Annotated in this window: 22 protein-coding genes and 1 pseudogene; 19 read left to right on the top strand and 4 right to left on the bottom strand. The window is 41.7% G+C overall.

What is annotated here, in order from left to right; genetic code table 11:
* Nucleotides 1-70 precede the first annotated feature (70 nt).
* The gene (locus ACXAHI_RS06475) at nt 71-613 is read left to right on the top strand and encodes a BofC C-terminal domain-containing protein (protein WP_474846806.1); all 543 of its coding nucleotides are present in this window, start codon (nt 71-73) and stop codon (nt 611-613) included.
* A 115-nt stretch (nt 614-728) separates the two neighbouring features.
* Here ACXAHI_RS06475 and ACXAHI_RS06470 read toward each other — a convergent pair whose 3' ends face one another.
* Nucleotides 729-878: a hypothetical protein gene (locus tag ACXAHI_RS06470; RefSeq protein WP_474846804.1), complete on the bottom strand. Its 150-nt coding sequence runs from the start codon at nt 876-878 to the stop codon at nt 729-731.
* A 114-nt stretch (nt 879-992) separates the two neighbouring features.
* Between ACXAHI_RS06470 and ruvA the strand changes: the two genes are divergently transcribed.
* From ruvA to yajC, 6 genes are all read left to right on the top strand, one after another.
* Entirely contained in the window at nt 993-1595 is a 603-nt protein-coding gene (gene ruvA / locus ACXAHI_RS06465) for a Holliday junction branch migration protein RuvA (RefSeq protein ID WP_474846802.1), read from the top strand.
* A 12-nt stretch (nt 1596-1607) separates the two neighbouring features.
* Nucleotides 1608-2606, top strand: a complete 999-nt coding sequence (gene ruvB, locus ACXAHI_RS06460; RefSeq protein ID WP_474846800.1) for a Holliday junction branch migration DNA helicase RuvB — start codon at nt 1608-1610, stop codon at nt 2604-2606.
* Between the two features lies 1 nt (nt 2607).
* Nucleotides 2608-2805 carry a DUF2905 domain-containing protein gene (locus ACXAHI_RS06455; protein WP_474846798.1) on the top strand — a complete coding sequence of 66 codons (198 nt, stop codon included), beginning with the start codon at nt 2608-2610 and terminating at the stop codon, nt 2803-2805.
* Nucleotides 2806-2868: 63 nt separating this feature from the next.
* Nucleotides 2869-3915, top strand: coding sequence for a tRNA preQ1(34) S-adenosylmethionine ribosyltransferase-isomerase QueA (queA, locus tag ACXAHI_RS06450; protein ID WP_474846796.1), 1047 nt, complete (start codon nt 2869-2871; stop codon nt 3913-3915).
* Nucleotides 3912-5054: a tRNA guanosine(34) transglycosylase Tgt gene (gene tgt, locus ACXAHI_RS06445; RefSeq protein ID WP_474846794.1), complete on the top strand. Its 1143-nt coding sequence runs from the start codon at nt 3912-3914 to the stop codon at nt 5052-5054. The genes queA and tgt overlap by 4 nt, the downstream gene beginning before the upstream one ends.
* Before the next feature lie 39 nt (nt 5055-5093).
* Nucleotides 5094-5357, top strand: coding sequence for a preprotein translocase subunit YajC (yajC, locus tag ACXAHI_RS06440; RefSeq protein WP_270179423.1), 264 nt, complete (start codon nt 5094-5096; stop codon nt 5355-5357).
* 41 nt (nt 5358-5398) lie between these two features.
* Here yajC and ACXAHI_RS06435 read toward each other — a convergent pair whose 3' ends face one another.
* A complete protein-coding gene (locus tag ACXAHI_RS06435) occupies nt 5399-5785 on the bottom strand; it encodes a TIGR04086 family membrane protein (RefSeq protein WP_474846791.1) in 387 nt (128 codons plus the stop codon).
* A 135-nt stretch (nt 5786-5920) separates the two neighbouring features.
* Between ACXAHI_RS06435 and ACXAHI_RS06430 the strand changes: the two genes are divergently transcribed.
* Together ACXAHI_RS06430 and ACXAHI_RS06425 are read left to right on the top strand one after the other, a co-directional pair.
* Nucleotides 5921-7204 (top strand): ArsB/NhaD family transporter, encoded by a 1284-nt coding sequence (locus ACXAHI_RS06430; protein WP_474846789.1) that lies wholly within the window; start codon nt 5921-5923, stop codon nt 7202-7204.
* Nucleotides 7205-7296: 92 nt separating this feature from the next.
* Nucleotides 7297-7968, top strand: coding sequence for a DUF421 domain-containing protein (locus tag ACXAHI_RS06425; RefSeq protein ID WP_474846787.1), 672 nt, complete (start codon nt 7297-7299; stop codon nt 7966-7968).
* 58 nt (nt 7969-8026) lie between these two features.
* Here ACXAHI_RS06425 and spoVB read toward each other — a convergent pair whose 3' ends face one another.
* Nucleotides 8027-9580: a stage V sporulation protein B gene (gene spoVB, locus ACXAHI_RS06420; protein ID WP_474846785.1), complete on the bottom strand. Its 1554-nt coding sequence runs from the start codon at nt 9578-9580 to the stop codon at nt 8027-8029.
* 121 nt (nt 9581-9701) lie between these two features.
* Here spoVB and ACXAHI_RS06415 point away from each other — a divergent pair, with 121 nt between their 5' ends.
* The 9 genes and pseudogenes from ACXAHI_RS06415 to dtd all read left to right on the top strand — a co-directional run bounded on the left by ACXAHI_RS06415 (nt 9702) and on the right by dtd (nt 20421).
* A complete protein-coding gene (locus tag ACXAHI_RS06415) occupies nt 9702-10187 on the top strand; it encodes a COG2426 family protein (protein WP_474846783.1) in 486 nt (161 codons plus the stop codon).
* Nucleotides 10188-10206: 19 nt separating this feature from the next.
* Complete coding sequence (locus tag ACXAHI_RS06410) at nt 10207-10476, top strand: post-transcriptional regulator (RefSeq protein WP_474846781.1); 270 nt, start codon at nt 10207-10209, stop codon at nt 10474-10476.
* A gap of 104 nt (nt 10477-10580) precedes the next feature.
* Nucleotides 10581-12795, top strand: a pseudogene (gene secDF / locus ACXAHI_RS06405) (protein translocase subunit SecDF).
* A 100-nt stretch (nt 12796-12895) separates the two neighbouring features.
* Nucleotides 12896-13798 carry a cation diffusion facilitator family transporter gene (locus ACXAHI_RS06400; RefSeq protein WP_474846779.1) on the top strand — a complete coding sequence of 301 codons (903 nt, stop codon included), beginning with the start codon at nt 12896-12898 and terminating at the stop codon, nt 13796-13798.
* 39 nt (nt 13799-13837) lie between these two features.
* Nucleotides 13838-14182 carry a LapA family protein gene (locus tag ACXAHI_RS06395; protein ID WP_474846777.1) on the top strand — a complete coding sequence of 115 codons (345 nt, stop codon included), beginning with the start codon at nt 13838-13840 and terminating at the stop codon, nt 14180-14182.
* 560 nt (nt 14183-14742) lie between these two features.
* Nucleotides 14743-17094 (top strand): single-stranded-DNA-specific exonuclease RecJ, encoded by a 2352-nt coding sequence (gene recJ, locus ACXAHI_RS06390; protein WP_474846775.1) that lies wholly within the window; start codon nt 14743-14745, stop codon nt 17092-17094.
* Nucleotides 17095-17607, top strand: coding sequence for an adenine phosphoribosyltransferase (locus ACXAHI_RS06385; protein ID WP_270179412.1), 513 nt, complete (start codon nt 17095-17097; stop codon nt 17605-17607).
* 169 nt (nt 17608-17776) lie between these two features.
* Nucleotides 17777-19957, top strand: a complete 2181-nt coding sequence (locus ACXAHI_RS06380; protein WP_474846773.1) for a RelA/SpoT family protein — start codon at nt 17777-17779, stop codon at nt 19955-19957.
* A 20-nt stretch (nt 19958-19977) separates the two neighbouring features.
* Nucleotides 19978-20421, top strand: coding sequence for a D-aminoacyl-tRNA deacylase (dtd, locus tag ACXAHI_RS06375; protein WP_474846771.1), 444 nt, complete (start codon nt 19978-19980; stop codon nt 20419-20421).
* A 38-nt stretch (nt 20422-20459) separates the two neighbouring features.
* Here the strand turns inward: dtd and ACXAHI_RS06370 are convergent, their stop codons facing one another.
* Nucleotides 20460-21896, bottom strand: a complete 1437-nt coding sequence (locus ACXAHI_RS06370; protein ID WP_474846769.1) for an N-acetylmuramoyl-L-alanine amidase — start codon at nt 21894-21896, stop codon at nt 20460-20462.
* 143 nt (nt 21897-22039) lie between these two features.
* Between ACXAHI_RS06370 and ACXAHI_RS06365 the strand changes: the two genes are divergently transcribed.
* The gene (locus tag ACXAHI_RS06365; RefSeq protein WP_270179408.1) at nt 22040-22213 is read left to right on the top strand and encodes an RNA polymerase subunit sigma-70; all 174 of its coding nucleotides are present in this window, start codon (nt 22040-22042) and stop codon (nt 22211-22213) included.
* Nucleotides 22214-22271 lie beyond the last annotated feature (58 nt).

Here is a 22271-nt window from a genome sequence, read left to right as displayed (position 1 = left end):
TCTTTTTTTGTGCATATTATCTTCACTGCTGGGCACGCTAACAGAATCTAAAAGAAAGGTGCTAAAAATTGTGAAAAACCTATTCGGCTTTTTAGTAGTGCTTATTCTGATTATGGGTTCTTTGCCAGCACATGCACTGGCGGTTGAAAATGCCCAGAGTGAGCGTGAATTTGATGAAAAGCATTATCATATGGATGGACCTATGGTTATTGAAGTAATCCTGAGAACAAACTATGCTGACGGAGTTTCCACAGAGCAATCGATTCAGAAAACTGTCTGGTCTATGGAAGATTTCTGGAGTGAGTATGCAGGGTGGCAGCTAGTCAACCAAGATCACGGTAAAATGGTATTTGAACGCAAAATTGAAGATATTTCCCCGGCTATGAAGGAGAATGGTCATTTCGGTCTTACAGATGATGGCGTTCTCACGATTTTTGAAGGAAAACCAGATGAACAGAAAGTCATACAAACGTTCTTTCAAATCGATGTTGGAAAAGTAGAAACCTCAAGACTTAAAGAGCTTGCTGAAGGTATTCCAATAGAGTCCTGGTACAACTTTGAAGACATGCTCCATACGTTTTATAAATTAAAGAAATCACAACCTGTCCGTTAGGATGGGTTGTTTGATTTTTGGAGTGAAAGGTGAAGATGTGGGTTATCTTGTCTGTAATCTAGTTGCGGCTCGCAGAAACTCCGATAATTCACTCTTTCAACAGAACGCAAGTGTTCTAATTCAAGAGTTCCAATATCTCCGTTTCTGAACGCTCGCCTTCACTTTCCAAGCCTAAACGCCCTCTTCCGCTTTTCGTGTGATCCAGCTGCAGAGGCCAAATACTCCGGTAGTTTCGGAAGATCGATTGAGACAAAAAGCGTCTCATTCGATCTTCCTCCAACTCCCTGCGTATTTAAACGGCCTCTTCCGCTTTTCTTATAATATGATAAAATAAAAAGATATAGAAATGCATGTTCGTATGCGATGGGGAGAGAGTTTTTTGATTGAGTATATTAAAGGTAATGTTGAATATATAGATACTGAGTATATTGTTATTGAATCGAATTCGATTGGGTATAAAGTTTTTTGTGGAAATCCTTTTACGTTTCAGAGGTATAGGGGGCAGTCTATTCAGATTTTTACGCATCATTATGTGAGGGAGGATCTGATTGCGCTTTATGGTTTTCCGACGAGAGAAGAGCGTCTTTTGTTTGAGAAGCTGCTGAATGTGTCAGGTATCGGTCCTAAGGGAGCGCTTGCGATTTTAGCTACAGGTGAGCCTGATAAAGTTGTTAGTGCGATCGAGTTAGAGGATGAGAAGTTCTTGACGAAGTTTCCAGGTGTCGGGAAGAAAACAGCTCGTCAGATCATACTTGATTTGAAAGGGAAATTAAAAGGATTCGGTGAGCCGCAGGAAGGTCTTTTCGCTGTGGAAGAGACAGAAGAAGATGGTGCGCATGAACTGGATGAAGCCATCGAAGCTTTGAAGGCACTTGGCTATGCTGAACGAGAAATTAAGAAGATCAAGCCTATGCTTCAGGAAGAAGTGCTTTCGACAGATCAATATATTAAAAAAGCGCTTCAGCTTATGCTGAATCGTTAAGGAGGGGTCATAGTGGAAGAACGCATTCTATCAGGTGAGCAGGTCGGTGATGACTCATCCGTAGAATATAGCCTCCGTCCGCAGCGATTAAGTCAGTACATAGGTCAGGAGAAGGTGAAGCGTAATCTAGAGGTGTTTATTGAAGCGGCGAAAATGCGAGAGGAGCCACTAGATCACGTATTGTTATATGGGCCACCGGGACTTGGGAAGACGACTCTTTCAGCAATCATAGCAACTGAAATGGAAGTGAATCTCCGGACGACGTCTGGTCCAGCGATTGAGCGACCAGGAGATCTTGCTGCCATTTTAACGGCACTTGAACCTGGAGACGTTCTTTTTATTGATGAGATTCATCGCTTGCCGAGAAGTGTTGAAGAAGTACTGTACCCTGCTATGGAGGATTATTGTCTTGATATAGTTATAGGAAAGGGCGAGACTGCAAGATCGGTGCGCCTTGATCTCCCGCCTTTCACATTAGTTGGGGCAACGACGAGAGCTGGACTCTTAACTGCCCCTCTTCGTGACAGATTTGGAGTGCTAAGTAGATTAGAGTACTATCAAGAGGATGAATTGCAAACAATACTCATGCGTACTGCTGATATCTTTGAAGTTGAAATGGTTGAGGAAGCTGCTGTAGAGCTCGCTAGAAGATCACGCGGTACTCCTCGTATCGCCAATCGTCTTTTGAAGCGAGTAAGAGACTTTGCCCAAGTAAAAGGGGATGGAGTTATCTCGCTTTCTCTTTCTACTCAAGCATTAGAGATGATGCAGGTTGATCCTCTAGGACTTGATCATATCGATCATAAGCTTTTACTGGCTATCATCGAAAAATTCCGAGGTGGACCTGTTGGGGTCGATACGATCGCTGCTACGATCGGAGAAGAAAGTCATACGATCGAAGACGTTTACGAGCCGTATCTAATGCAGATCGGTTTCTTGCAGCGTACGCCTAGAGGACGCATGGTCACGCATCGCGTATATGACCATTTTGGGATGAAGGAGCCTGAATAACATGGAGATTTCAAAGCTTTTTATTACGCTAGGAATCGTCTTTCTTGTTATTGGAGTGCTATGGTCATTCATTGGGAAGATGCCAGGAGATATCGTGATTAAGAAAGAAAATACAACGTTTTTCTTTCCGATCGTCACGTCGATTGTGGTGAGTGTCTTGCTTTCGCTTCTCTTTTTTATAATCGGCAGATTTCGATAATGGATGAAGCTATGGTAAGATCGATTGGTGTATTAGATATTTTTTAGGAACAGTGGTGAAAAAATGGACGTTAAAGATTTTGATTTTGAACTCCCCGAACATCTTATCGCTCAGACTCCATTGAAAGAGCGTGCTAAATCACGTTTGATGGTGCTTGATCCTGCAGCTGAAAAGATGGCACACCGTGAGTTTTTAAATTTAGAAGAATATATAAAGCCAGGTGACTGTCTAGTATTAAACGATACGAGAGTTATGCCTGCAAGGTTATATGGTATGAAGGAAGAGACAGGAGCTAAGATGGAAGTTCTTCTTCTTAAGCAAATTGAAGGGGACCGATGGGAAACACTTGTAAAGCCTGCAAAGAGGGTAAAGCTTGGAACAAAGCTTACGTTTGGTGATGGCAGGTTAACGGCTGAGTGTGTGGAAACATTGGAGCACGGAGGACGTGTCTTCGAATTTGATTATGAAGGTGTTTTCTATGAAGTGTTAGACCAGCTTGGCGAAATGCCGCTTCCGCCGTATATCACAGAAACATTGGATGACCAGGATCGCTACCAAACTGTTTTTGCGAAGCATCGTGGTTCCGCCGCAGCTCCTACTGCCGGCCTTCATTTTACTGAAGAGATGTTATCGATGTTTGAAGAGAAGGGTGTTCACATTGCCTTTCTAACGCTTCATGTTGGGTTAGGGACGTTCCGACCTGTCTCTGTTGATAATATTTATGAGCATGAAATGCATGGTGAGTTTTATCAACTAACAAAAGGAACGGCCGATCTATTGAATCGAGTGAAAGAGCAAGGCGGGCGTATCATTTCTGTTGGAACAACTTCGACTAGAACGCTTGAAACGGTTGCTTCTAATCATAACGGTGTATTTGAAGAATCTTCTGGATGGACAGATATCTTCATTTATCCAGGGTATGAATTCAAAGCCATCGATGGATTGATCACAAACTTTCATCTACCGCAATCCACGTTGATCATGCTCGTCAGCGCACTTGCAGGAAGACAGTTTGTTTTGTCTGCTTATAAAGAAGCGGTCGAAGAACAGTACCGTTTCTTTAGTTTCGGTGACGCCATGCTGATTTTGGAAGGGAGTTTGAAAGAATGACGGAACCAATCCGCTACGAATTAATAAAAACATGTAAACAAAGTGGTGCCCGCTTAGGGAAACTCCACACACCTCATGGAACGTTTGAAACACCAATGTTTATGCCAGTTGGTACACTTGCGACTGTTAAAACAATGAGTCCGGAAGAATTAAAAGAAATGGGCGCAGGAGTTATACTGAGCAATACGTATCACCTTTGGCTACGTCCAGGACATGATATTGTGAAAGAAGCTGGAGGTCTGCATAAATTTATGAATTGGGATGGACCGATTCTTACCGATTCAGGTGGCTTCCAGGTGTTCAGTTTAAGTGATCTAAGACAGATTGAAGAAAAAGGCGTTCATTTTAGAAATCATCTTAGCGGAGAAAAGCTTTTCCTTTCCCCAGAAGGAGCGATGGAGATTCAAAACGCGCTAGGATCTGATATTATGATGGCTTTTGATGAATGCCCTCCATATCCTGCTGAATATGACTACATGAAGAGCTCTGTAGAACGGACAAGCCGTTGGGCAGAAAGATGTATCGCTGCTCATCAACGAAAAGATGTTCAGGGCTTATTCGGTATCGTTCAAGGTGGAGAATACGAGGATCTTCGAAAGCAAAGTGCAGAAGACCTTGTGTCACTCGACTTCCCAGGCTATGCGGTCGGAGGTTTATCTGTTGGTGAACCGAAGGATGTCATGAATAGAGTGCTTGATTTTACGACACCTCATTTGCCAAACAATAAGCCAAGATACTTAATGGGTGTTGGTTCTCCTGACTCCTTGATCGATGGAGCGATCAGAGGAATCGATATGTTTGACTGTGTGCTGCCTACTCGTATTGCGAGAAATGGTACATTGATGACGAGCAACGGTCGTCTCGTAGCCCGAAATGCGAAGTATGCTAGAGATTTCCGTCCTCTAGATGAGAATTGCGACTGTAATGTTTGCAGGAACTATTCTAGAGCGTATATTCGCCATCTCATAAAGGCGAATGAAACGTTTGGCTTCCGATTAACGACTTACCATAATCTTTATTTTCTGTTAAACTTGATGAAGCAAGTTAGGCAGGCGATTATGGATGACCGTCTCCTAGACTTTAAGGATGAGTTTTTTGAACAGTACGGATTTAACTTGCCTGGTGCAAAAAACTTTTAATCCATAGATTGCATCATTGCTAGAAAGGGGTGAAATGTTTTGGGATCTACTTTAACGAATTTAATTCCGCTAATTTTGATGTTTGCGATTTTCTATTTCCTATTAATTCGTCCTCAACAGAAGAGACAGAAGAAGACTAGAGAAATGCAAGCGAGCCTTGAAAGAGGACAAAAGGTTATTACGATCGGTGGTATGCATGGAATCATCGATGCAATGGATGAAGGTACGATTACAATCCGCACTACGGATGGAACAAAGGTAGTCTTTGATCGTGCAGCCGTACGTGAGGCCATTACTGAATAATAGCATCAAAAAATAGCGTCCCATTGTGGACGCTATTTTTTTTACGATTGTGCCCGGCTGCCCCGCACGTTTACTCCAATGATTCCACCTAGGGTACATACACCGAGATAGCCTGCATGAAAGACGAGTTGTTCTGTGTCCATTGTTGATCTATATCCTAGATACTGAACAAGAAATAATAGCACCATATACATAAGTGCGGTTCCTAGACCAAGCATCCACCCACGCTCTCCGCCTTTTCCTCCTGAAATAAAACCTCCTATAAAGAACGCAATGACTGTTGCTGTAATCACGATAGGAGCGATGCCCTTTTCAGATACTGAAGTAAAACGAAGAATAAGAGATAGCAGTACGCTTGTCGCAAGAACCATCGTTACAATTGTAATCATCCCTGATCCCATCGCGCTGAATGCGTGTTTTGACCTCATGATAATCCCCCTTTTTTATATGAATGGTTTGTACATTCTATTCACACGCTCTTCATTTAGAAGTCAATCATGATTTAGGACAGCCCGTCATACGATTATAGAAAGTAGCTAGGAAAGGGGCAGCAGGGATTGGATATGAGTGTAGCACTGATTATTTTTGTTCTTGCTTATATAGGGATCATCACTGAGAAAATAAACAGAGCCCTGGTTGCCTGCGGAGGCGGATTGTTGATGCTCCTAGCAGGGATTTCAACGGCTGATGAAGCATTTATGAAGCATGTAGATTGGAATACGATTGCGCTTTTATTTTCGATGATGATTCTCGTTTCGATCACAAGCCAAAATGGAATTTTCGAATACATTGCGATCCAAATGGCTCAAAAGGTAAAAGGTCATCCCCTCCCACTATTAGCAGTTGTAGGGATATTAACTGCAGTAGGTTCAGCGCTTCTAGATAACGTCACAACAGTTCTTCTGCTTGTTCCGATCATCTTAACGCTAACAAGGATATTGAAAGTAACCTCTATGCCGTTTTTAATCACAGTCATTCTTTCCTCAAATATAGGAGGAACTGCTACATTGATCGGGGATCCACCGAACATCATGATCGGTCAGGCAGTAAAACATTTAGATTTCAATGATTTCCTCTTTAATCTTGCTCCAATCGTGGGAGTCATCTACGTAGTCATTATTTCTGGTCTATTGCTTTTTTACAAAAAACGGCTCGTCGTTGATGAGACTCACCGTAAAGCTTTAATGAAGGTAAACCCAGAGGATTACTTGAAAAAAGGACCGCTACTTGTAAAATCTTGTGTCGTACTAATCATGACCATTGTGGGATTCTTGCTTCATCCGATCCTTCACACAGACCTTACGAACATTGCAATGGCTGGAGCAGTACTACTCCTTCTCATTACTCAAAATGACCATAAAGTAGAAGAAGTATTTTCATCGATCGAATGGGTCACTCTGTTTTTTTTTATTGGGTTATTCATTCTCATCGGTGGGTTAGAAGAAGTAGGTATCATTGATGAAATTGCGAGAGCCATCTTGCTTTATACAGAAGGTGACATGCCGAAGACATCGATCATCATTTTATGGGGATCGGGAATCTTATCAGCATTTCTCGATAATATCCCATTCGTAGCAGCGATGATTCCCGTCATAACAGAGTTCTCTGGTTATGGGATGACGAATCTAGATCCGCTCTGGTGGTCGCTTGCACTTGGTTCTTGTCTTGGCGGAAATGGAACGTTGATCGGTGCTTCAGCGAATGTTGTGGTTGCGGGACTTGCAATGAAAGAGAACCATGAGATCAAGTTTGTACACTTTTTATTGATCGGCCTCCCAGTTGTGGTTGTGTCACTACTCATTTCAACTGTTTACATTTATTTCAGATACTTACTTCCCTTTTACTAAAGGGGAGTTTTTTTGTTTCCATTACCTTCCTTTATGTGGCACCGATCCACTGGTCACACTAAGTATAAGAAAGTGAAGGGAGGCGGTCTAAGATGGAGTATTCAACGATGATCCTTAGAACACTGGTTTTGTATTTTGTTATCATACTCGTTTTTAGGATAATGGGTAAGCGAGAAATCGGCCAACTGAGTGTTCTGGACTTTGTGATCTCCATTATGATCGCTGAGCTTGCTGTGATGTCGATAGAGGATCCGAGTACGCCTATGATCAGTACTTTCATTCCGATTAGTGTGTTAGTTATTATTCAATTGATTATGGCACTTGTCTCTTTGAAGAGTGAAAAGATACGAGAGATTGTAGATGGAAAGCCTACGGTTTTAATCGAAAAAGGTAAGATTGATGAACATGAGATGAAGAAGCAGCGCTATAATTTTGACGATCTCCTCGTCCAGCTTAGAGAAAATAATATTAGTTCCGTATCAGATGTTGAATTCGCTATTTTAGAACCGACGGGAAAACTCTCAGTTATTAAAAAGGACCAACAAGATACTAGTGATGAGGAATCATTCAGTTCGCTTCTGCCGCTACCATTAATACTGGATGGAAAGGTTCAGGGCGAACATCTAGAGCGTTTAGGGAAGACGGAATTATGGCTTCGGCAGGAGTTGAGGAAAGTAGGTCAGAGGAATCTAAAAGAAATTTCGTTTTGTTCTCTTCATAAGAACGGAAATTTTTTTATCGATATGAAAAACGAGAAAAAGTAACCGCAGAGGTTACTTTTTTATTTGGAGATTTGATATCATTTATAAGAGTCAGGGGTTGTTAGTGAACGTATTTCCCTATGACTGGCAGACGTCTCAGGTCATTTCTGTTGATAAGACCTAGGAGTAATAATAACAGGGCGTAAACAATCGCTGTAGACATGATCGCAAAGATCGAACCTGGTATATCTGAAGGGGCATCGATCAACACTTTGTAGAAGAGGTGACCTGCGTAACTTGCTAGAATAATGCTCGCGACGCCTTTTAAAACATCGCTGACAACGATTGAAAAACCGATTGCTTTTACAAGTGTAGCAAAATGAAGAAGCGTTACGAGTAGAATTCCGATTACAATCGCAAGTGCAGCACCCATTATGCCTAGTTCCGGTCTGCTTGCTAAGAAGAAGATAGCAGCTAATTTCACCGCAGCACCGATAAAACTGTTAATCATAGCAGCTTTGGCTAAATCAAGTGCTTGTAAAGCAGCAGCGAGTGGTCCTTGAAAATAGAAAAAGAAGAAGAATGGCGCCATCACTTGTACATATATTGCAACGTGGGGGGCATCGTACATAATTTCAAGTAATGGTTTAGCAAAGATATACATAATAACGACCGATAGTCCTCCTGCGACCATCGAGAGCCGTATCGCCTGACTTAAGCGGTGCTGAATTTGCTTATATTGTTTCTGAGCATAGGCTTCACTGATTGCAGGGACTAGGGAGACTTGTAGAGAGAACGTTATAAAAGTCGGAAGAAAGAGTAGTGGAATGGCAAGCCCTGCTAAGTTTCCGTATTGTTTTGTAGCAATTGTTGTTGCTAAACCAGCTATTGCAAGACTGCGCACTACGATGATCGGTTCAAAGAAATAAGAGAGAGATCCTATGAGCTGACTGCCTGTTGTCGGAAGAGAAATGGCCATGAGGTCCTTGAATGTTCTTCTTCCGCCTTTCAAGTAGGAAAAGAAATTATTTCTTATTTTGATCCGCTTCTTCATCTTAAACATAGAGAACATATAGAGAAGTGAGGCTAGTTCCCCTAAGACGACTGAGATCATCGCTCCTGCAGCAGCAAACTCAACGCCATAAGGCAAGAATGCTCCCGTAAGTATGGCGACTAAACAGATTCGAACGATTTGTTCGATCACTTGCGAGTATGCTGAGGGACGCATGTTTTGTAAGCCCTGGAAATAGCCACGAAGCACGGATGACATCGCAACGATTGAAACGACTGGTGCAATCGCAATCAGTGGATAGAATGTACGGTGATCTGTGAAAAATACCTTTGATAAAACAGGTGCGGCTAGTACCATAATGGTGGTGAACACGATACTCAATACGGCAGTTACAGATAAGGATACGATTAAGATGCGCTTGATCTTTTGCCTGTCACCTTCCGCATCTGCTTCTGCTACCATTTTCGAAATGGCTACAGGGAGGCCAAGTCTTGTTAGAGTAATCGTAAGGATGAGGGTAGGAACCGCCATCATGTATAATCCTACTCCTTCGTCCCCCATGACTCTATACATTACGATACGATTGATAAACCCAAGAATCTTGGTGATCAACCCGGCGAATATGAGTAAAAGTGTGCCTCGTAAAAAGGTTTGCTTCGACATAAGTAAACCTACTTTCCATGCTTAGTATCCTTGCGAAATTATAGAAAAGCCTAGATATTTTTTATCACTATGTATATGCTTAGTAGGGGACAAAGCATGACAGGCATATGGGAGTGTTTTAATGAAAGACGAAATTAAACAATTTGTAGTAGAGAACCTCGGTTTCCTTCCTCAAGAAGCGATCGTGGTAGTGGTTTCTGCCCTTCCAATCCTTGAACTTAGAGGCGGATTACCACTGGCGTATACATTTGATATCCCGTTCTGGGAAGCGTTTCTTCTCAGCTTATTCGGGAATGCATTGCCAATCATTCCGCTACTACTTTTATTCAAGCCGCTCAGTAATTGGTTGATGAGGTTTGGATGGTACAAGCGATTTTATGAGTGGTTATATCAACGTACGTTAAATAAGAGTAAAAATGTTGAGAAATATGGAGCGATAGGACTTATTTTATTTACTGCCGTACCTTTACCTACTACAGGTGCTTATAGTGCTTGTGTGGCGGCTTCACTATTTGCGATACGGTTTAAATATGCCTTTATTTCAATCTTAACCGGTGTAATCATTGCTGGCCTCGGTGTAGGTGCAGCGATTTATTCAATTTTTTAAAAGGAGAGGAGACTGAAGGATGGAAGAGTGGAAAAACGAAGTATATCCTGCACTTGAGAGTAAGAGAGACGAGTTTCACCTATTAGGCTATGATAGGGCCACAATTGATGAGATCTGGAGTTGTCTCCTTGCACGATTAGAACGTAACAATGACAATGAAGAAATTAAAGTTCATCAATTAGTCAATGACATAATGAGGCTGTCTCCAAACGAGTATATGAACTGGTTGACTATTCACGCATACAAGGGGACAGGCTGGGTTAATGAAGAAGAAGAAGCGCATAATTGATCGAAAATTGACAGAAAAATCTATATTTCGGTATAATATGTAGTATTATGGCATTTTAACCTACATACGTTATTGCTGGTGGCTTAGAGAGGAGTTTTTATTCCATGGTAAAAAAAGGCCGGATAGTTACGTTCTTTTTAATCGTCCTTCTGCTCGGAGGATTGATTGGAACGACGGTCCTAGGAGTGACTAAAGATATTAAGCTTGGACTTGACCTTCAAGGGGGCTTTGAAGTTCTTTATAAGGTAGAGCCTGCTGATGATGGACAAGAGCTTGATAAAGACCTGTTGAATAGTACTGTTAGCGCTCTTTATAAAAGGATTAACGTTCTTGGTGTATCAGAGCCTCGAATTACAATTGAAGGTGAAGATCGCATACGAGTTCAGTTAGCTGGTGTAAAAGATCAAAACCAGGCGCGTGAGCTTCTATCTACACAAGCTGAGCTAACGTTCAGAACTGTAGAAGATGAGGAGAAAATGGGCGGAGCGGATCTTAAAGAAGGAGCTGCGAAAGTAGTCTTTCAAGAGAATCAGCCTGTCGTTCAGGTAGCTTTAAAAGATCCGCAACAATTCGCAGAAATTACACGAGAAATCATGCAGAAGCCTTTTCCGGATAACCGATTAGTCATTTGGTTGGATTACCAAGAAGGTGACTCATACAAGCAAGAAGCGCAAAAGCCTTCTGATGAGCAAAAGTTTATTTCTGATCCATCCGTAAATGAAGTGCTGTCTCAGAATACAGTGATTATTTCTGGACCACCTTTTACGATTGAAGAAGCTGAGAATTTAAAGGAACTGTTGAATGCAGGATCGCTTCCTGTAAAGCTTGATGAAATTTATTCAACTTCAGTAGGAGCACAGTTTGGAGAACAGTCACTCGATAAAACCGTAATTGCTGGTTTCATTGGAGTCGGTTTAATCTTCTTATTCATGCTTTTCTATTACCGTTTCCCAGGTATGATCGCGGTGATCACGCTGAGTGTCTACATTTATCTGATCCTTGTCGTGTTCAACTGGATGGGAGCTGTTTTAACACTTCCTGGAATCGCTGCATTAATTCTTGGAGTGGGGATGGCCGTTGATGCTAACATCATCACGTATGAACGAATAAAAGAAGAAATTCGCGCAGGTAAATCAATGATGTCTGCATTTAAAGCTGGTGGAAGACGATCGTTCACTACGATATTCGATGCGAATATCACGACATTGATCGCTGCTGGCGTTTTGTTCGCGTACGGTACTAGCTCTGTAAAAGGGTTTGCTGTTATGTTGATCACAAGTATTGTCGTAAGCTTTTTGACTGCTGTTTGGGGTTCACGAATCCTACTTGGACTGTGGGTCAAGAGCAGGGCGTTGAATAAGAAGCCCGGACTTTTTGGCGTGAAGGAGAGTGAGATCGATGAGCTCTAAAATAAGAAATATTGATTTTGATTTTGTGAAACACCGTAATAAATTCTTTATGATTTCACTTGCCCTCATTGTACTTGGAGGTCTCGTGCTTGCGATTTTTGGTCTGAATCTTGGTATTGATTTTTCCAGTGGCTCTCGTGTCGACATCATGTCCAACGAGACGTTAACTACTGAAGAAATCACTTCTGAGTTGGATAGTTTAGGGTTTGATCCTGAGTCCGTAACGCTTGCAGGTGGAGGAGATATGGCAGTTGCGGCTTTCAAAGATGAACTAGAGAAAGAAGAGATCGGTGAGTTAAAAAATCATTTTACTGAATTATACGGTGCAGAACCAAACGTAAGCACCGTTTCTCCGGATGTGGCGGTCGATCTAGCGAAGAATGCATTCATCGCCGTTGCGATTGCTTCTGTAGGGATCATTATTTATGTTGCGATCCGATTTGAATGGCTGCAAGGTGTTGCGGCGATCGTAGCACTTTTTCACGATGCGTTCTTTATTATCGCGATTTTCAGTTTGCTACAGATCGAGGTTAACATTACATTTATTGCAGCTGTTCTAACCATAGTGGGTTATTCGATCAACGATACGATCGTTACGTTCGATCGGATTAGAGAGAATATGAAGTTAGAGAAGAAAGTAAAAACGTTTGAAGATGTCGCTAGGGTAGTAAACAAAAGTCTCGTTCAAACACTAGCTCGCTCGATCAATACAGTATTGACCGTCATCTTTGCAGCAGCAGCATTAACGATTTTCGGAGGAGAAGCGATCCGTCCGTTTGCGATCGCATTGCTGATCGGACTTGTTGCTGGAACGTATTCCTCTCTATTCATCGCCTCTCAACTTTGGGCAGTTTGGAAAGGAAAACAATTGAAGAAGAAGAAGTTCTCAACGGCTACAAATGAAGCTTAGAGAGTAAAAGCCATGGCATAGCCATGGCTTTTACAATCGTTTGTTTTGGATTGAATTCTATGGAAAGGCTATAGTGAATAGGCATAATAGGGGTGAAGGTATGAATAAAGAAGAGCGTTTTCAAAAAGCCGAGGTAGCAGCTCTTATTGGAATAGTCGCAAATATTATTCTTGCAGTTCTAAAAGGAGTGATCGGATACATATCGAATAGTCGAGCGTTGATTGCCGATGCTGCCCACTCTGCTTCTGATGTAGCAGGTTCGTTCGCCGTTTTAATCGGATTAAGGGCTGCAAAACTTCCTCCTGACCGGGATCATCCTTATGGTCACGGTAAAGCTGAATCTATTGCCGCAATTATCGTCGCAGTATTGCTACTCCTTGTTGGAGTTGAAATTGGTATAAGCTCAGGGAGAGCTTTATTTGCACCTATAGAAGCTCCAGGTCAACTAGCGCTTTATGCTGCAATCATTTCAATCGTCACAAAAGAAGTCCTTTTTCGCTATAAATACAGGCTAGGAAAGAAGATAAACAGTGATGCGCTTATTGTGAATGCATACGAGCACCGTTCGGATGTCTATTCTTCCATCGCTGTTCTGATCGGGATAACGGGGGCACTTCTTGGCAGCTTTTTCAACATGCCTTGGCTTGTTTATGCGGATCCTGTAGCGGGTATATTCGTCTCCATACTGATTGGAAAGATGGCAGTTAAGCTAGGTTTTGAGTCGATCCATACGACTCTCGACCACGTTTTACATGATGAAGATACGACTCACTATGTAAAAGCGATCAAAGAGATGCCAGGGGTTCTTAACCTTGATGAGTTTTATGCTAGAGAGCACGGTCACTATGTCATTATTGATATCAAGCTCGGAGTCGATCCTAACATCACTGTAAAAGAAGGTCATGATATTGGAAAAGCCGTCAAAGATCATCTGTTAGAACAAGATGAAGTTCATGATGTGCTAGTTCATATAAATCCTTATGAACCAAAGGAAAAAAGCTAATTTTAAAGAATAGACTTTTAGTAAGGGGAGGTTGAAACGATGAAGGGACAATGGGGACTGGTTGTTGCTCTTGTTTTCGCATTGATTATAGCTGTATTTTCGGTGGTAAACGTTGATCCGGTTCAAGTGAATTATGTTTTCGGTACGTCCGAATGGCCGCTCGTGCTTGTCATTCTTGGTTCCGTCTTAATGGGGGCAATTCTTGTACTGGGGTTTGGAATGGTGAAGTACTACAAACTCAGTAGAGAAGTGAAAAGGCTTCGTAAAGAAACTCAAGCTCATTCAGAGCAGCCTACACAAACACCTCAGCCAGAGGAGACGCCTCCTGCTGAAGAAGTGGAGCCTGTAGACACTCATTCTAAGACTCAATCTGAGAGCAAATAGTAAAAACTCCTAAATAGGGGTTTGCAGAATGTTGAAACTCTTAAGGGATTTGTTAACGAAATAGTGGTGATATGTGGCCGCTTGTTTTTCACAGAGTGGTAGCTTTCTCTTCGCACGATGTTCCGTATATGTCGCATGTTAGGCAGGAGTCCATCATCCTTTAGCTTTATTTCTTGATGTAATAAGGTATTTTAGTTTGGGTAGACTTTCTTAATATGAGGCAAAAAAGTTCGTTAGCATATTAGGCCGGAAAGTTTTATTTCATATAAATGTATTCTAGTAGGAGTGAAGACCTCTTGACTCCCGTGGTCCAACGGGCGTTCGAGACTCGGAGGGGACGGTTTTTGTCCGCTTTGAGGCTCGGGCGTTCGTCCACAGGAAAGCAAGAGGTCTTCAAACTCCTGCGGCATAGGGAACACCGCATAATGACATAAATTTCTACAAAGGCTTGAACCTCTGCACTTGCAGAGGTTTTTTTATTGATACACAAGATTCATTCCCTAAACCTATGGTCAAATTTGCGATAACTATATATAATAGACTGGTTAAGAGGTGATTCGATGTTAAAGTCTAAAACACGCTGGAAGCTAGCTGAATCGGATGAATCTAGCATCGATCAGCTCCAGAGTGAGTTAGGGATATCACGACTTGCTGCCTCTCTATTAGTGAATAGAGGGATTCAAAGTGTTGAGAAAGCCCGGAAATTTTTATATAAAGAAAATCTATCATACCATGATCCTTTTTTGATGGATGGAATGAAGGAAACGGTTCAACGAATTAGAGAAGCCATTACAAATCAAGAAAAGATCCTAATTTTCGGCGATTATGACGCTGATGGTGTAAGTAGTACTTCTGTTTTGATCTATACCTTCAAAGAACTTGGAGCGGACTTCGACTACTATATTCCAAATCGGTTTACAGAAGGTTATGGTCCTAACGAAGCTGCATTCCGTAGAGCAAAAGAAGAGGGTTATGATTTAATCGTAACGGTTGATACAGGCATTTCAGGTGTACATGAAGCGGAGGTTGCAAAAGAAATTGGAATCGATCTGCTCATCACAGATCACCATGAACCACCTCCCGTTCTTCCGGATGCCTTAGCAATAATCAATCCGAAGAAACCTGAGTGCAGTTACCCGTTCAAAGGACTTGCTGGTGTTGGTGTTGCCTTCAAGTTAGCACAGGCGCTTCTTGGTCGAATACCAGGTCACTTGCTCGAAATTGCGGCTATGGGTACGATCGCCGATTTGGTTCCACTACAAGATGAGAACCGATTGATAGCAAGTGAAGGGATCCGTGCCCTTCAGCATTCTGATAAAGCAGGAATAAAAGCTTTATTAGAAGTATGCGGTTTAAAGGGTCAGGAGCTTAATGAAGAGCACCTTGGCTTTGGAATCGGTCCTAGATTAAATGCGGTTGGAAGACTTGAGCATGCGGGTCCGGCGGTTGAATTATTAACGACCGAAGACTATGAATATGCTAAGCAGCTTGCTGAAGAGATCGATGCACTAAATAAAGCACGTCAAGAACTTGTGAATACAATGACAAAAGAAGCGATAGAAGAAGTGGAGATGAATTATCCACTAGATGACAATCGCGTGCTGATTATTGCTCGTGAAGGGTGGAATCCTGGCGTTATCGGAATTGTCGCTTCCCGTCTAGTCGAGAAATATTATCGTCCTACGATCGTAATGAGTATCGACCGTGAAAAAGGAGTAGCGAAAGGCTCTGCCCGAAGTATTGAAGGATTCGATATGTTCATGAATCTATCCGAATGTCGAGATATCCTTCCACATTTCGGTGGACATCCGATGGCTGCAGGCATGACGATCGACTTAGAATATCTAAACGAGTTAAGAAGCAGACTGAACATACAAGCAAACGATAGCCTAACAGAGGCTGACTTAACGCCACTCTCAAAGATCGATCTGCATTGCGCGATCGATGATATTTCCCTTGAGACGATTGACGAGATGAATTTATTAGCTCCGTTCGGAGTAAGCAATCCGAAACCAGTCGTCATGCTAAAAGACGTGAACTTGGCTCAAATCAGAAGAATCGGTAGTCAAGAGAATCATTTGAAGGTTTCCTTGAAAGAAGGAGAATCGACACTTGATGGGGTTGGTTTCAACTTTGGTTATGTCTTTGAAGAGATCGCTTCACGTGCAGCACTTTCCGTTATTGGTCAGCTCTCTATAAATGAATGGAACGGATTAAAGAAGCCTCAAATTTTCGTTCATGATTTAGCTGTAGACGAATGGCAGCTTTTTGATTATCGAGGAATACGAGATCTCAGTAAAAGGTTAGAAAACCTCCCTCTTGAGAAACTTACGATGATTGCTTTTAGAGAGTCCACCGTTAGTAAACTAGGAATTCAGCAATGGAAAGATTATGTGGTGCAGAACCCTCTTGAAGAAGAGGTGTCCTTCGAGAATAACTATGTGATGTTGCTAGACCTACCTTATGTTGAAGAAGATCTCATCGAGCTTTTTCGTAAAGGTGGTATTCCGGAGAGAACGTATGCTGTCTTTGAACATGAGGAAGATCATTTCTTTTCGACACTTCCATCACGAGATGATTTTAAATGGTATTATGGATTTTTAATGAAACGTGGAAGCTTTCATTTGAAAGATGCCGAAAAGCTTGCAAAGCATAAAGGGTGGTCGAAGGAAACGGTCAACTTTATGTCACAGGTGTTTTTTGAGTTGAACTTTGTTAGAATGGAAGACGGACTTATTTCAATAAATCCACAATCTGTAAAAAGCGAACTTACTTCTTCTAAAACGTATAAGAGCAAGCTTGAACAAGCAAAGCTAGAAAACGATTTTTGCTATTCATCTTATCACGCTTTGAAAAGTTGGTTCGATCGATCAGTAAATTGTTTTAGTAGCACTGAGGAGGCCATTAAATAAATGAACTATAAAGACTATATTGCAGTAGTTGAAGATTACCCTAAAGAAGGGATCCGCTTTAAAGATATTACCCCACTCATGCAAAATGGTGAGGCGTACAGAGGCGTTGTTAACGACATCGCTGATTTTGCAAAGGATAAGAACGTAGACGTTATCGTTGGACCAGAAGCACGTGGATTCATCGTCGGTTGTCCTGTTGCTTATATTCTAGGTATTGGGTTTGTTCCTGTACGTAAAGAAGGTAAGCTTCCGCGTGAAGTTGTTAAAGTGGACTATGGACTAGAATACGGAAAAGACGTACTAACGATTCATAAAGATGCGATCAAGCCTGGTCAGAGAGTTCTAATCACAGACGATCTACTCGCTACAGGCGGTACGATCAACGCTACAATTGAACTTGTTGAAAAGCTAGGTGGAGTTGTGGTTGGCCTTGCGTTTATGATCGAACTTTCTTACCTAGAAGGACGTAAGAACCTAGATCGCCATGACATCTTTACACTAATGACTTATTGATCACCATAGAGTGTCCGAAACATCTTTCGGGCACTCTTTCTCTTTAAAAATATGTGTGTCCCACTTGTTTCCATCAATGAAAAGCGACATATTTTTCTTTATTACTTTACATGCAAGCTATTTTTAACGATAATAGAAGCTATATACCAACAGTAATTAAGGTGATTTCATGACCATAGAAGAGGTAATGCAAAGAGCGAAGCAGTATTTGTCGGAGGAAGATTTGTCCTTTGTACAAAGAGCTTACGAATACGCACGTGACTCACATGAAGGTCAATACCGTAAATCAGGTGAACCCTATATCATTCACCCGGTCGAGGTAGCTGGCATTCTTGTGAATCTTGAGGTTGACCCCGTAACAGTAGCTGGCGGGTTTCTTCATGATGTGGTTGAAGATACTGATGTAACCCTTGAAGAGATCTCTAACGAGTTCAGTCCAGAACTCGCTATGCTCGTTGACGGAGTAACAAAGCTTAAGAAAATTAAATATAAATCAAAACGAGAGCAGCAGGCTGAAAATCACCGTAAGATGATGATTGCGATGGCTCAAGATATCAGGTGTATTTTGATCAAGCTTGCTGACCGTCTTCATAATATGCGAACGCTTAAGCATATGCCGAAAGAAAAGCAATTACAAAAAGCAAACGAGACGCTTGAAATTTTTGCTCCTCTAGCCCATCGATTGGGTATTTCGACGATCAAATGGGAGCTTGAAGATACGGCTTTACGTTATTTAAATCCTCAACAGTATTATCGTATTGTCAATCTCATGCAAAAGAAACGAGAAGAACGAGAAGGCTTCGTTCATGAGGTAGTTGGGGAAATACAAGATCGTGTTCAAGAAGTTTCCATCGATGCTGAGATTTCTGGACGTCCAAAACATATTTACAGCATTTACCGCAAAATGACGAAACAGCATAAGCAATTCAATGAGATCTATGATCTATTGGCTGTTCGTATCATCGTAAATAGTATTAAAGACTGTTATGCGGTACTTGGAATCATTCACACGTGTTGGAAACCTATGCCTGGTCGATTCAAAGATTATATCGCAATGCCTAAAGCGAACATGTACCAGTCTCTTCACACAACGGTTATAGGTCCGAAAGGTGATCCTCTTGAGGTACAGATCAGAACATCAGATATGCACAAGGTTGCGGAGTACGGTATCGCTGCACACTGGGCGTACAAAGAGGATAATGATGGTGCAGTAAATAGTTCTTTTGAGAAGAAGCTATCTTGGTTCAGACAAATTCTTGAATGGCAAAATGATGTTTCCAATGCTGAAGAATTTATGGAGTCTCTTAAGATCGATCTCTTTAGTGATATGGTATTCGTATTCACACCAAAGGGAGATGTGATCGAGCTTCCAACAGGTTCCGTCCCACTTGATTTTGCTTATCGTATTCACACTGAGATAGGAAACCAGTGTATCGGTGCTAAGGTAAATGGAAAGATGGTTCCGCTTGATTACAAACTAAAGACTGGAGATATCGTAGAAGTTCTCACGTCTAAGCATTCGTACGGACCTAGTAAAGATTGGTTGAAGATCAGTCAGAGTTCGCATGCTAAAAACAAGATTAAGCAATGGTTTAAGAAAGAAAAACGTGAAGAAAATGTTGATAAAGGCCGAGAGCTTGTAGAAAAGGAAATCAAGGGGCACGGCTTTGAACTTAAAGAAGTATTAACTTCAGAAAACATTGCCAACGTCTCAAATAAATTTAATTTTACGAGTGAAGAAGACATGTATGCAGCAGTAGGCTATGGTGGCATCACTGCAGCTCAAATCGCTACAAGACTTACGGAAAAAGCGAGAAAAGAAAAGACGAAAGAGCAAGAGGAAGAGCTTGCACGTTCGATTATCGAAGGTAAAACGCATTCTCCTTCTCAAGCTCCAAAGCGTGCGGAATCTGGCGTAAGGGTCAAAGGGATCGATAACTTATTGATACGCCTGTCTCGATGCTGTAATCCCGTCCCTGGAGATGATATCGTAGGATACATCACGAAAGGGAGAGGTGTATCCATTCACAGAAAAGACTGTCCTAACGTGAACGAAGATAACGCGAAGGAGCGACTTCTAGAAGTTGAATGGGAAAGCCATTCACCCAAAAGTTACAATGTAGATATCGAGATCAGTGGTTATGATCGAAGAGGGTTGCTGAATGAAGTTCTACAAGCTGTTGCAGAAACAAAGACAGATATGACGTCTGTTTCCGGGCGGTCTGATAATAATAAGATGGCTACGATCAGCATGACGGTATCGATTCGAAATACCGCTCACCTTCAAAAGGTTGTTGAACGTGTGAAGCGTATTCCGGATATTTATGCTGTTAGAAGAATCATGCAATAGCGTAAGAAAGGGAGTTCATAATGAAAGCTGTCGTACAAAGGTCAAAGTATGCGTCGGTTACAGTGAATGAAGAAGTTGTTGGGGAAATCGAATCGGGACTTGTTGTTCTGCTCGGTGTGACGCAAGAAGATACGGAAAAAGACGCTGCTTACTTGGCTGACAAAATAGTTAACCTTCGTATTTTTGAAGATGAAAATGATAAGATGAACCTCTCTCTTAAAGACACTAGTGGTGCACTTCTATCAATTTCCCAATTCACGCTTTATGGGGATTGCAGAAAAGGAAGAAGACCTAACTTCATGAAGGCTGCAAAACCTGATGAAGCAAACGTTCTATACGAGAAGTTTAATGAGCTTGTCGTTGAAAAGGGAGTAGAGGTACAATCCGGTGTGTTTGGAGCGATGATGGACGTTCAGTTAACAAACGATGGACCGGTTACTCTTATCATCGATAGTAAGGAATAATAAAGCAGCAGGGCTAGTCCCTGCTGCTTATTTTTGTATTATCGATTTTTATTAAGATAAGTGATGATACCGTTCGCAACGTTAGAGGTCATCGTTGCTTGATAATCGTTTTTGTTGATTTGCTGTTCTTCAAATGGATTTGACAAGAAGCCTAGTTCTAGTAGAACAGAAGGTGACGAATTATTTCGTAGTACATAGTAATTTCCGAATCGAACGCCTCTGTCTCTGAGGCTGTTTGTATCAGCGATTTCCTCATGAATACTTGTAGCGAGTGACTTATGGTGCTCATGATAGTAATACGTCGTCACACCACTTGCTGTAGGATCCACAGTGCTGTCGTAATGAACGCTAACGAATGCATCTGCCTGGTAGCGTTCAGAAAGCTCAGTACGTTCAGAAAGCGGGACATAACGATCGTCATCCCTCGTTAAGATAACGCGAATGCCAGCATCTTTAAGCTTTTCGGCAATCGTTTTTGTCGTTCGAAGCGTTATTAATTTTTCATACGTGAAAAGTCCTAGTGCTCCACTATCTTGGCCGCCGTGGCCAGCATCCAATACGACGGTCTTTCCACGAGAATGGTTCGTACGAAGACCGAGCGATGAGCCGGTCGAGACGATCCAATCGGCGACAAAGGCAGTGGTCCCGTCTTGTAATGAAATTTCATACCATTCCTTTTCTTTTCCTACAATTTTGTATCTCTCATCTTTAGAGCCTTGTAAAACAACGGGGAAGTCGATTCCTGGACCACTTCTAATGTTTGTAGAATGATAAAGTAACGTAAGATAGCTAGATGCAATGCTTTTTGACGTGTTGGTCAAATACGTAGAATCGACCCAACCAGACTCACCGTTGCTGTATTGAATCAAGCTCCAGTCTCCTGATCGTTTCAGCTCAGAAACGACGGTACCCTCTGGTAGCTGAGTCAGAATGCTATTTTCTAAACCAGGTTGATCACGGACATTTAAGATTGAAGCAGCTACTTCTTTTTTAAAAGGTGTGGAAGAAGCTTCTGTATCAGAAGAACCTTCGATTAGCCACGTAGCCACCCACCCGATTCGGTCACCGAAGTGAATGGCTGTCCAATTACCTTCTGTTTCTGATACACGCCATTTCTCCCCCGGTTTTGTATTACCGATCACACTGTGGTCTTCACTTGGACCTGATCTTATTTGTAGATCAGATACAGTAGACTCAATCATCGTTATAGACTCATTAAGCTGAGCGGTATCGATCAACCATCCAGCAATCCAACCTTCACCAGTATCTAACTCTACTTGTAACCATTCACCTGAACTCCCTGTTATCGGTAGCGCATCACCGCTATGTACCTGTTTAAGAACAGGAGAAGAAAGCGATGGACCAGATCGGACATTGATTGTTTTTGTTATTTCAGCTTTCTTTTCAGCTGACGCGTGTGCAGGGAGTTGGAAAACTAGCAGTGCTAACAATAATACGTAAACGAAATATTTCAACTTGCAACTCCTTTCCTTGCCTCTACGATTTTCACATATTGCGATATTTCTTTATCGGCCAAAAAGAATCCTTCGTGAAGTTGTAAATATCATATTTTTTGGTGAGACTAGTATAACACTTCATAAAAAAAGGATGATAACAGTTGAGATCAACGAATAAAGAAATGATGAACGTTACCAATCCTCAACCAGAATTTGGCGTCGATTTTCATGATTTTTTACAGAAAGAGCAATGTCTATCAAATATGGAATTAGCAGAAGAATTCGGGCTATCTCTAAAAAGCATCAAAATCATGAAACAAAAAATGAAGCGATAGACATGATTTTACTAAAGTGAGTACAATAGAACGATGGTGTAGATCTTTAACACTAAAA

The sequence above is a fragment of the Anaerobacillus sp. ABD4_527 genome, from assembly GCF_056160805.1.
This window is presented reverse-complemented; position numbering and strand designations above follow the sequence as displayed.

Coding starts and splice junctions, on each gene's coding strand:
- ACXAHI_RS06470 (WP_474846804.1), bottom strand. CDS start 878: ATGAGACGCTTTTTGTCTCAATCGATCTTCCGAAACTACCGGAGTATT.
- ACXAHI_RS06455 (WP_474846798.1), top strand. CDS start 2,608: ATGGAGATTTCAAAGCTTTTTATTACGCTAGGAATCGTCTTTCTTGTT.
- queA (WP_474846796.1), top strand. CDS start 2,869: ATGGACGTTAAAGATTTTGATTTTGAACTCCCCGAACATCTTATCGCT.
- tgt (WP_474846794.1), top strand. CDS start 3,912: ATGACGGAACCAATCCGCTACGAATTAATAAAAACATGTAAACAAAGT.
- ACXAHI_RS06435 (WP_474846791.1), bottom strand. CDS start 5,785: ATGAGGTCAAAACACGCATTCAGCGCGATGGGATCAGGGATGATTACA.
- ACXAHI_RS06430 (WP_474846789.1), top strand. CDS start 5,921: ATGAGTGTAGCACTGATTATTTTTGTTCTTGCTTATATAGGGATCATC.
- ACXAHI_RS06425 (WP_474846787.1), top strand. CDS start 7,297: ATGGAGTATTCAACGATGATCCTTAGAACACTGGTTTTGTATTTTGTT.
- spoVB (WP_474846785.1), bottom strand. CDS start 9,580: ATGTCGAAGCAAACCTTTTTACGAGGCACACTTTTACTCATATTCGCC.
- ACXAHI_RS06415 (WP_474846783.1), top strand. CDS start 9,702: ATGAAAGACGAAATTAAACAATTTGTAGTAGAGAACCTCGGTTTCCTT.
- ACXAHI_RS06410 (WP_474846781.1), top strand. CDS start 10,207: ATGGAAGAGTGGAAAAACGAAGTATATCCTGCACTTGAGAGTAAGAGA.
- ACXAHI_RS06400 (WP_474846779.1), top strand. CDS start 12,896: ATGAATAAAGAAGAGCGTTTTCAAAAAGCCGAGGTAGCAGCTCTTATT.
- ACXAHI_RS06395 (WP_474846777.1), top strand. CDS start 13,838: ATGAAGGGACAATGGGGACTGGTTGTTGCTCTTGTTTTCGCATTGATT.
- recJ (WP_474846775.1), top strand. CDS start 14,743: ATGTTAAAGTCTAAAACACGCTGGAAGCTAGCTGAATCGGATGAATCT.
- ACXAHI_RS06385 (WP_270179412.1), top strand. CDS start 17,095: ATGAACTATAAAGACTATATTGCAGTAGTTGAAGATTACCCTAAAGAA.
- ACXAHI_RS06380 (WP_474846773.1), top strand. CDS start 17,777: ATGACCATAGAAGAGGTAATGCAAAGAGCGAAGCAGTATTTGTCGGAG.
- dtd (WP_474846771.1), top strand. CDS start 19,978: ATGAAAGCTGTCGTACAAAGGTCAAAGTATGCGTCGGTTACAGTGAAT.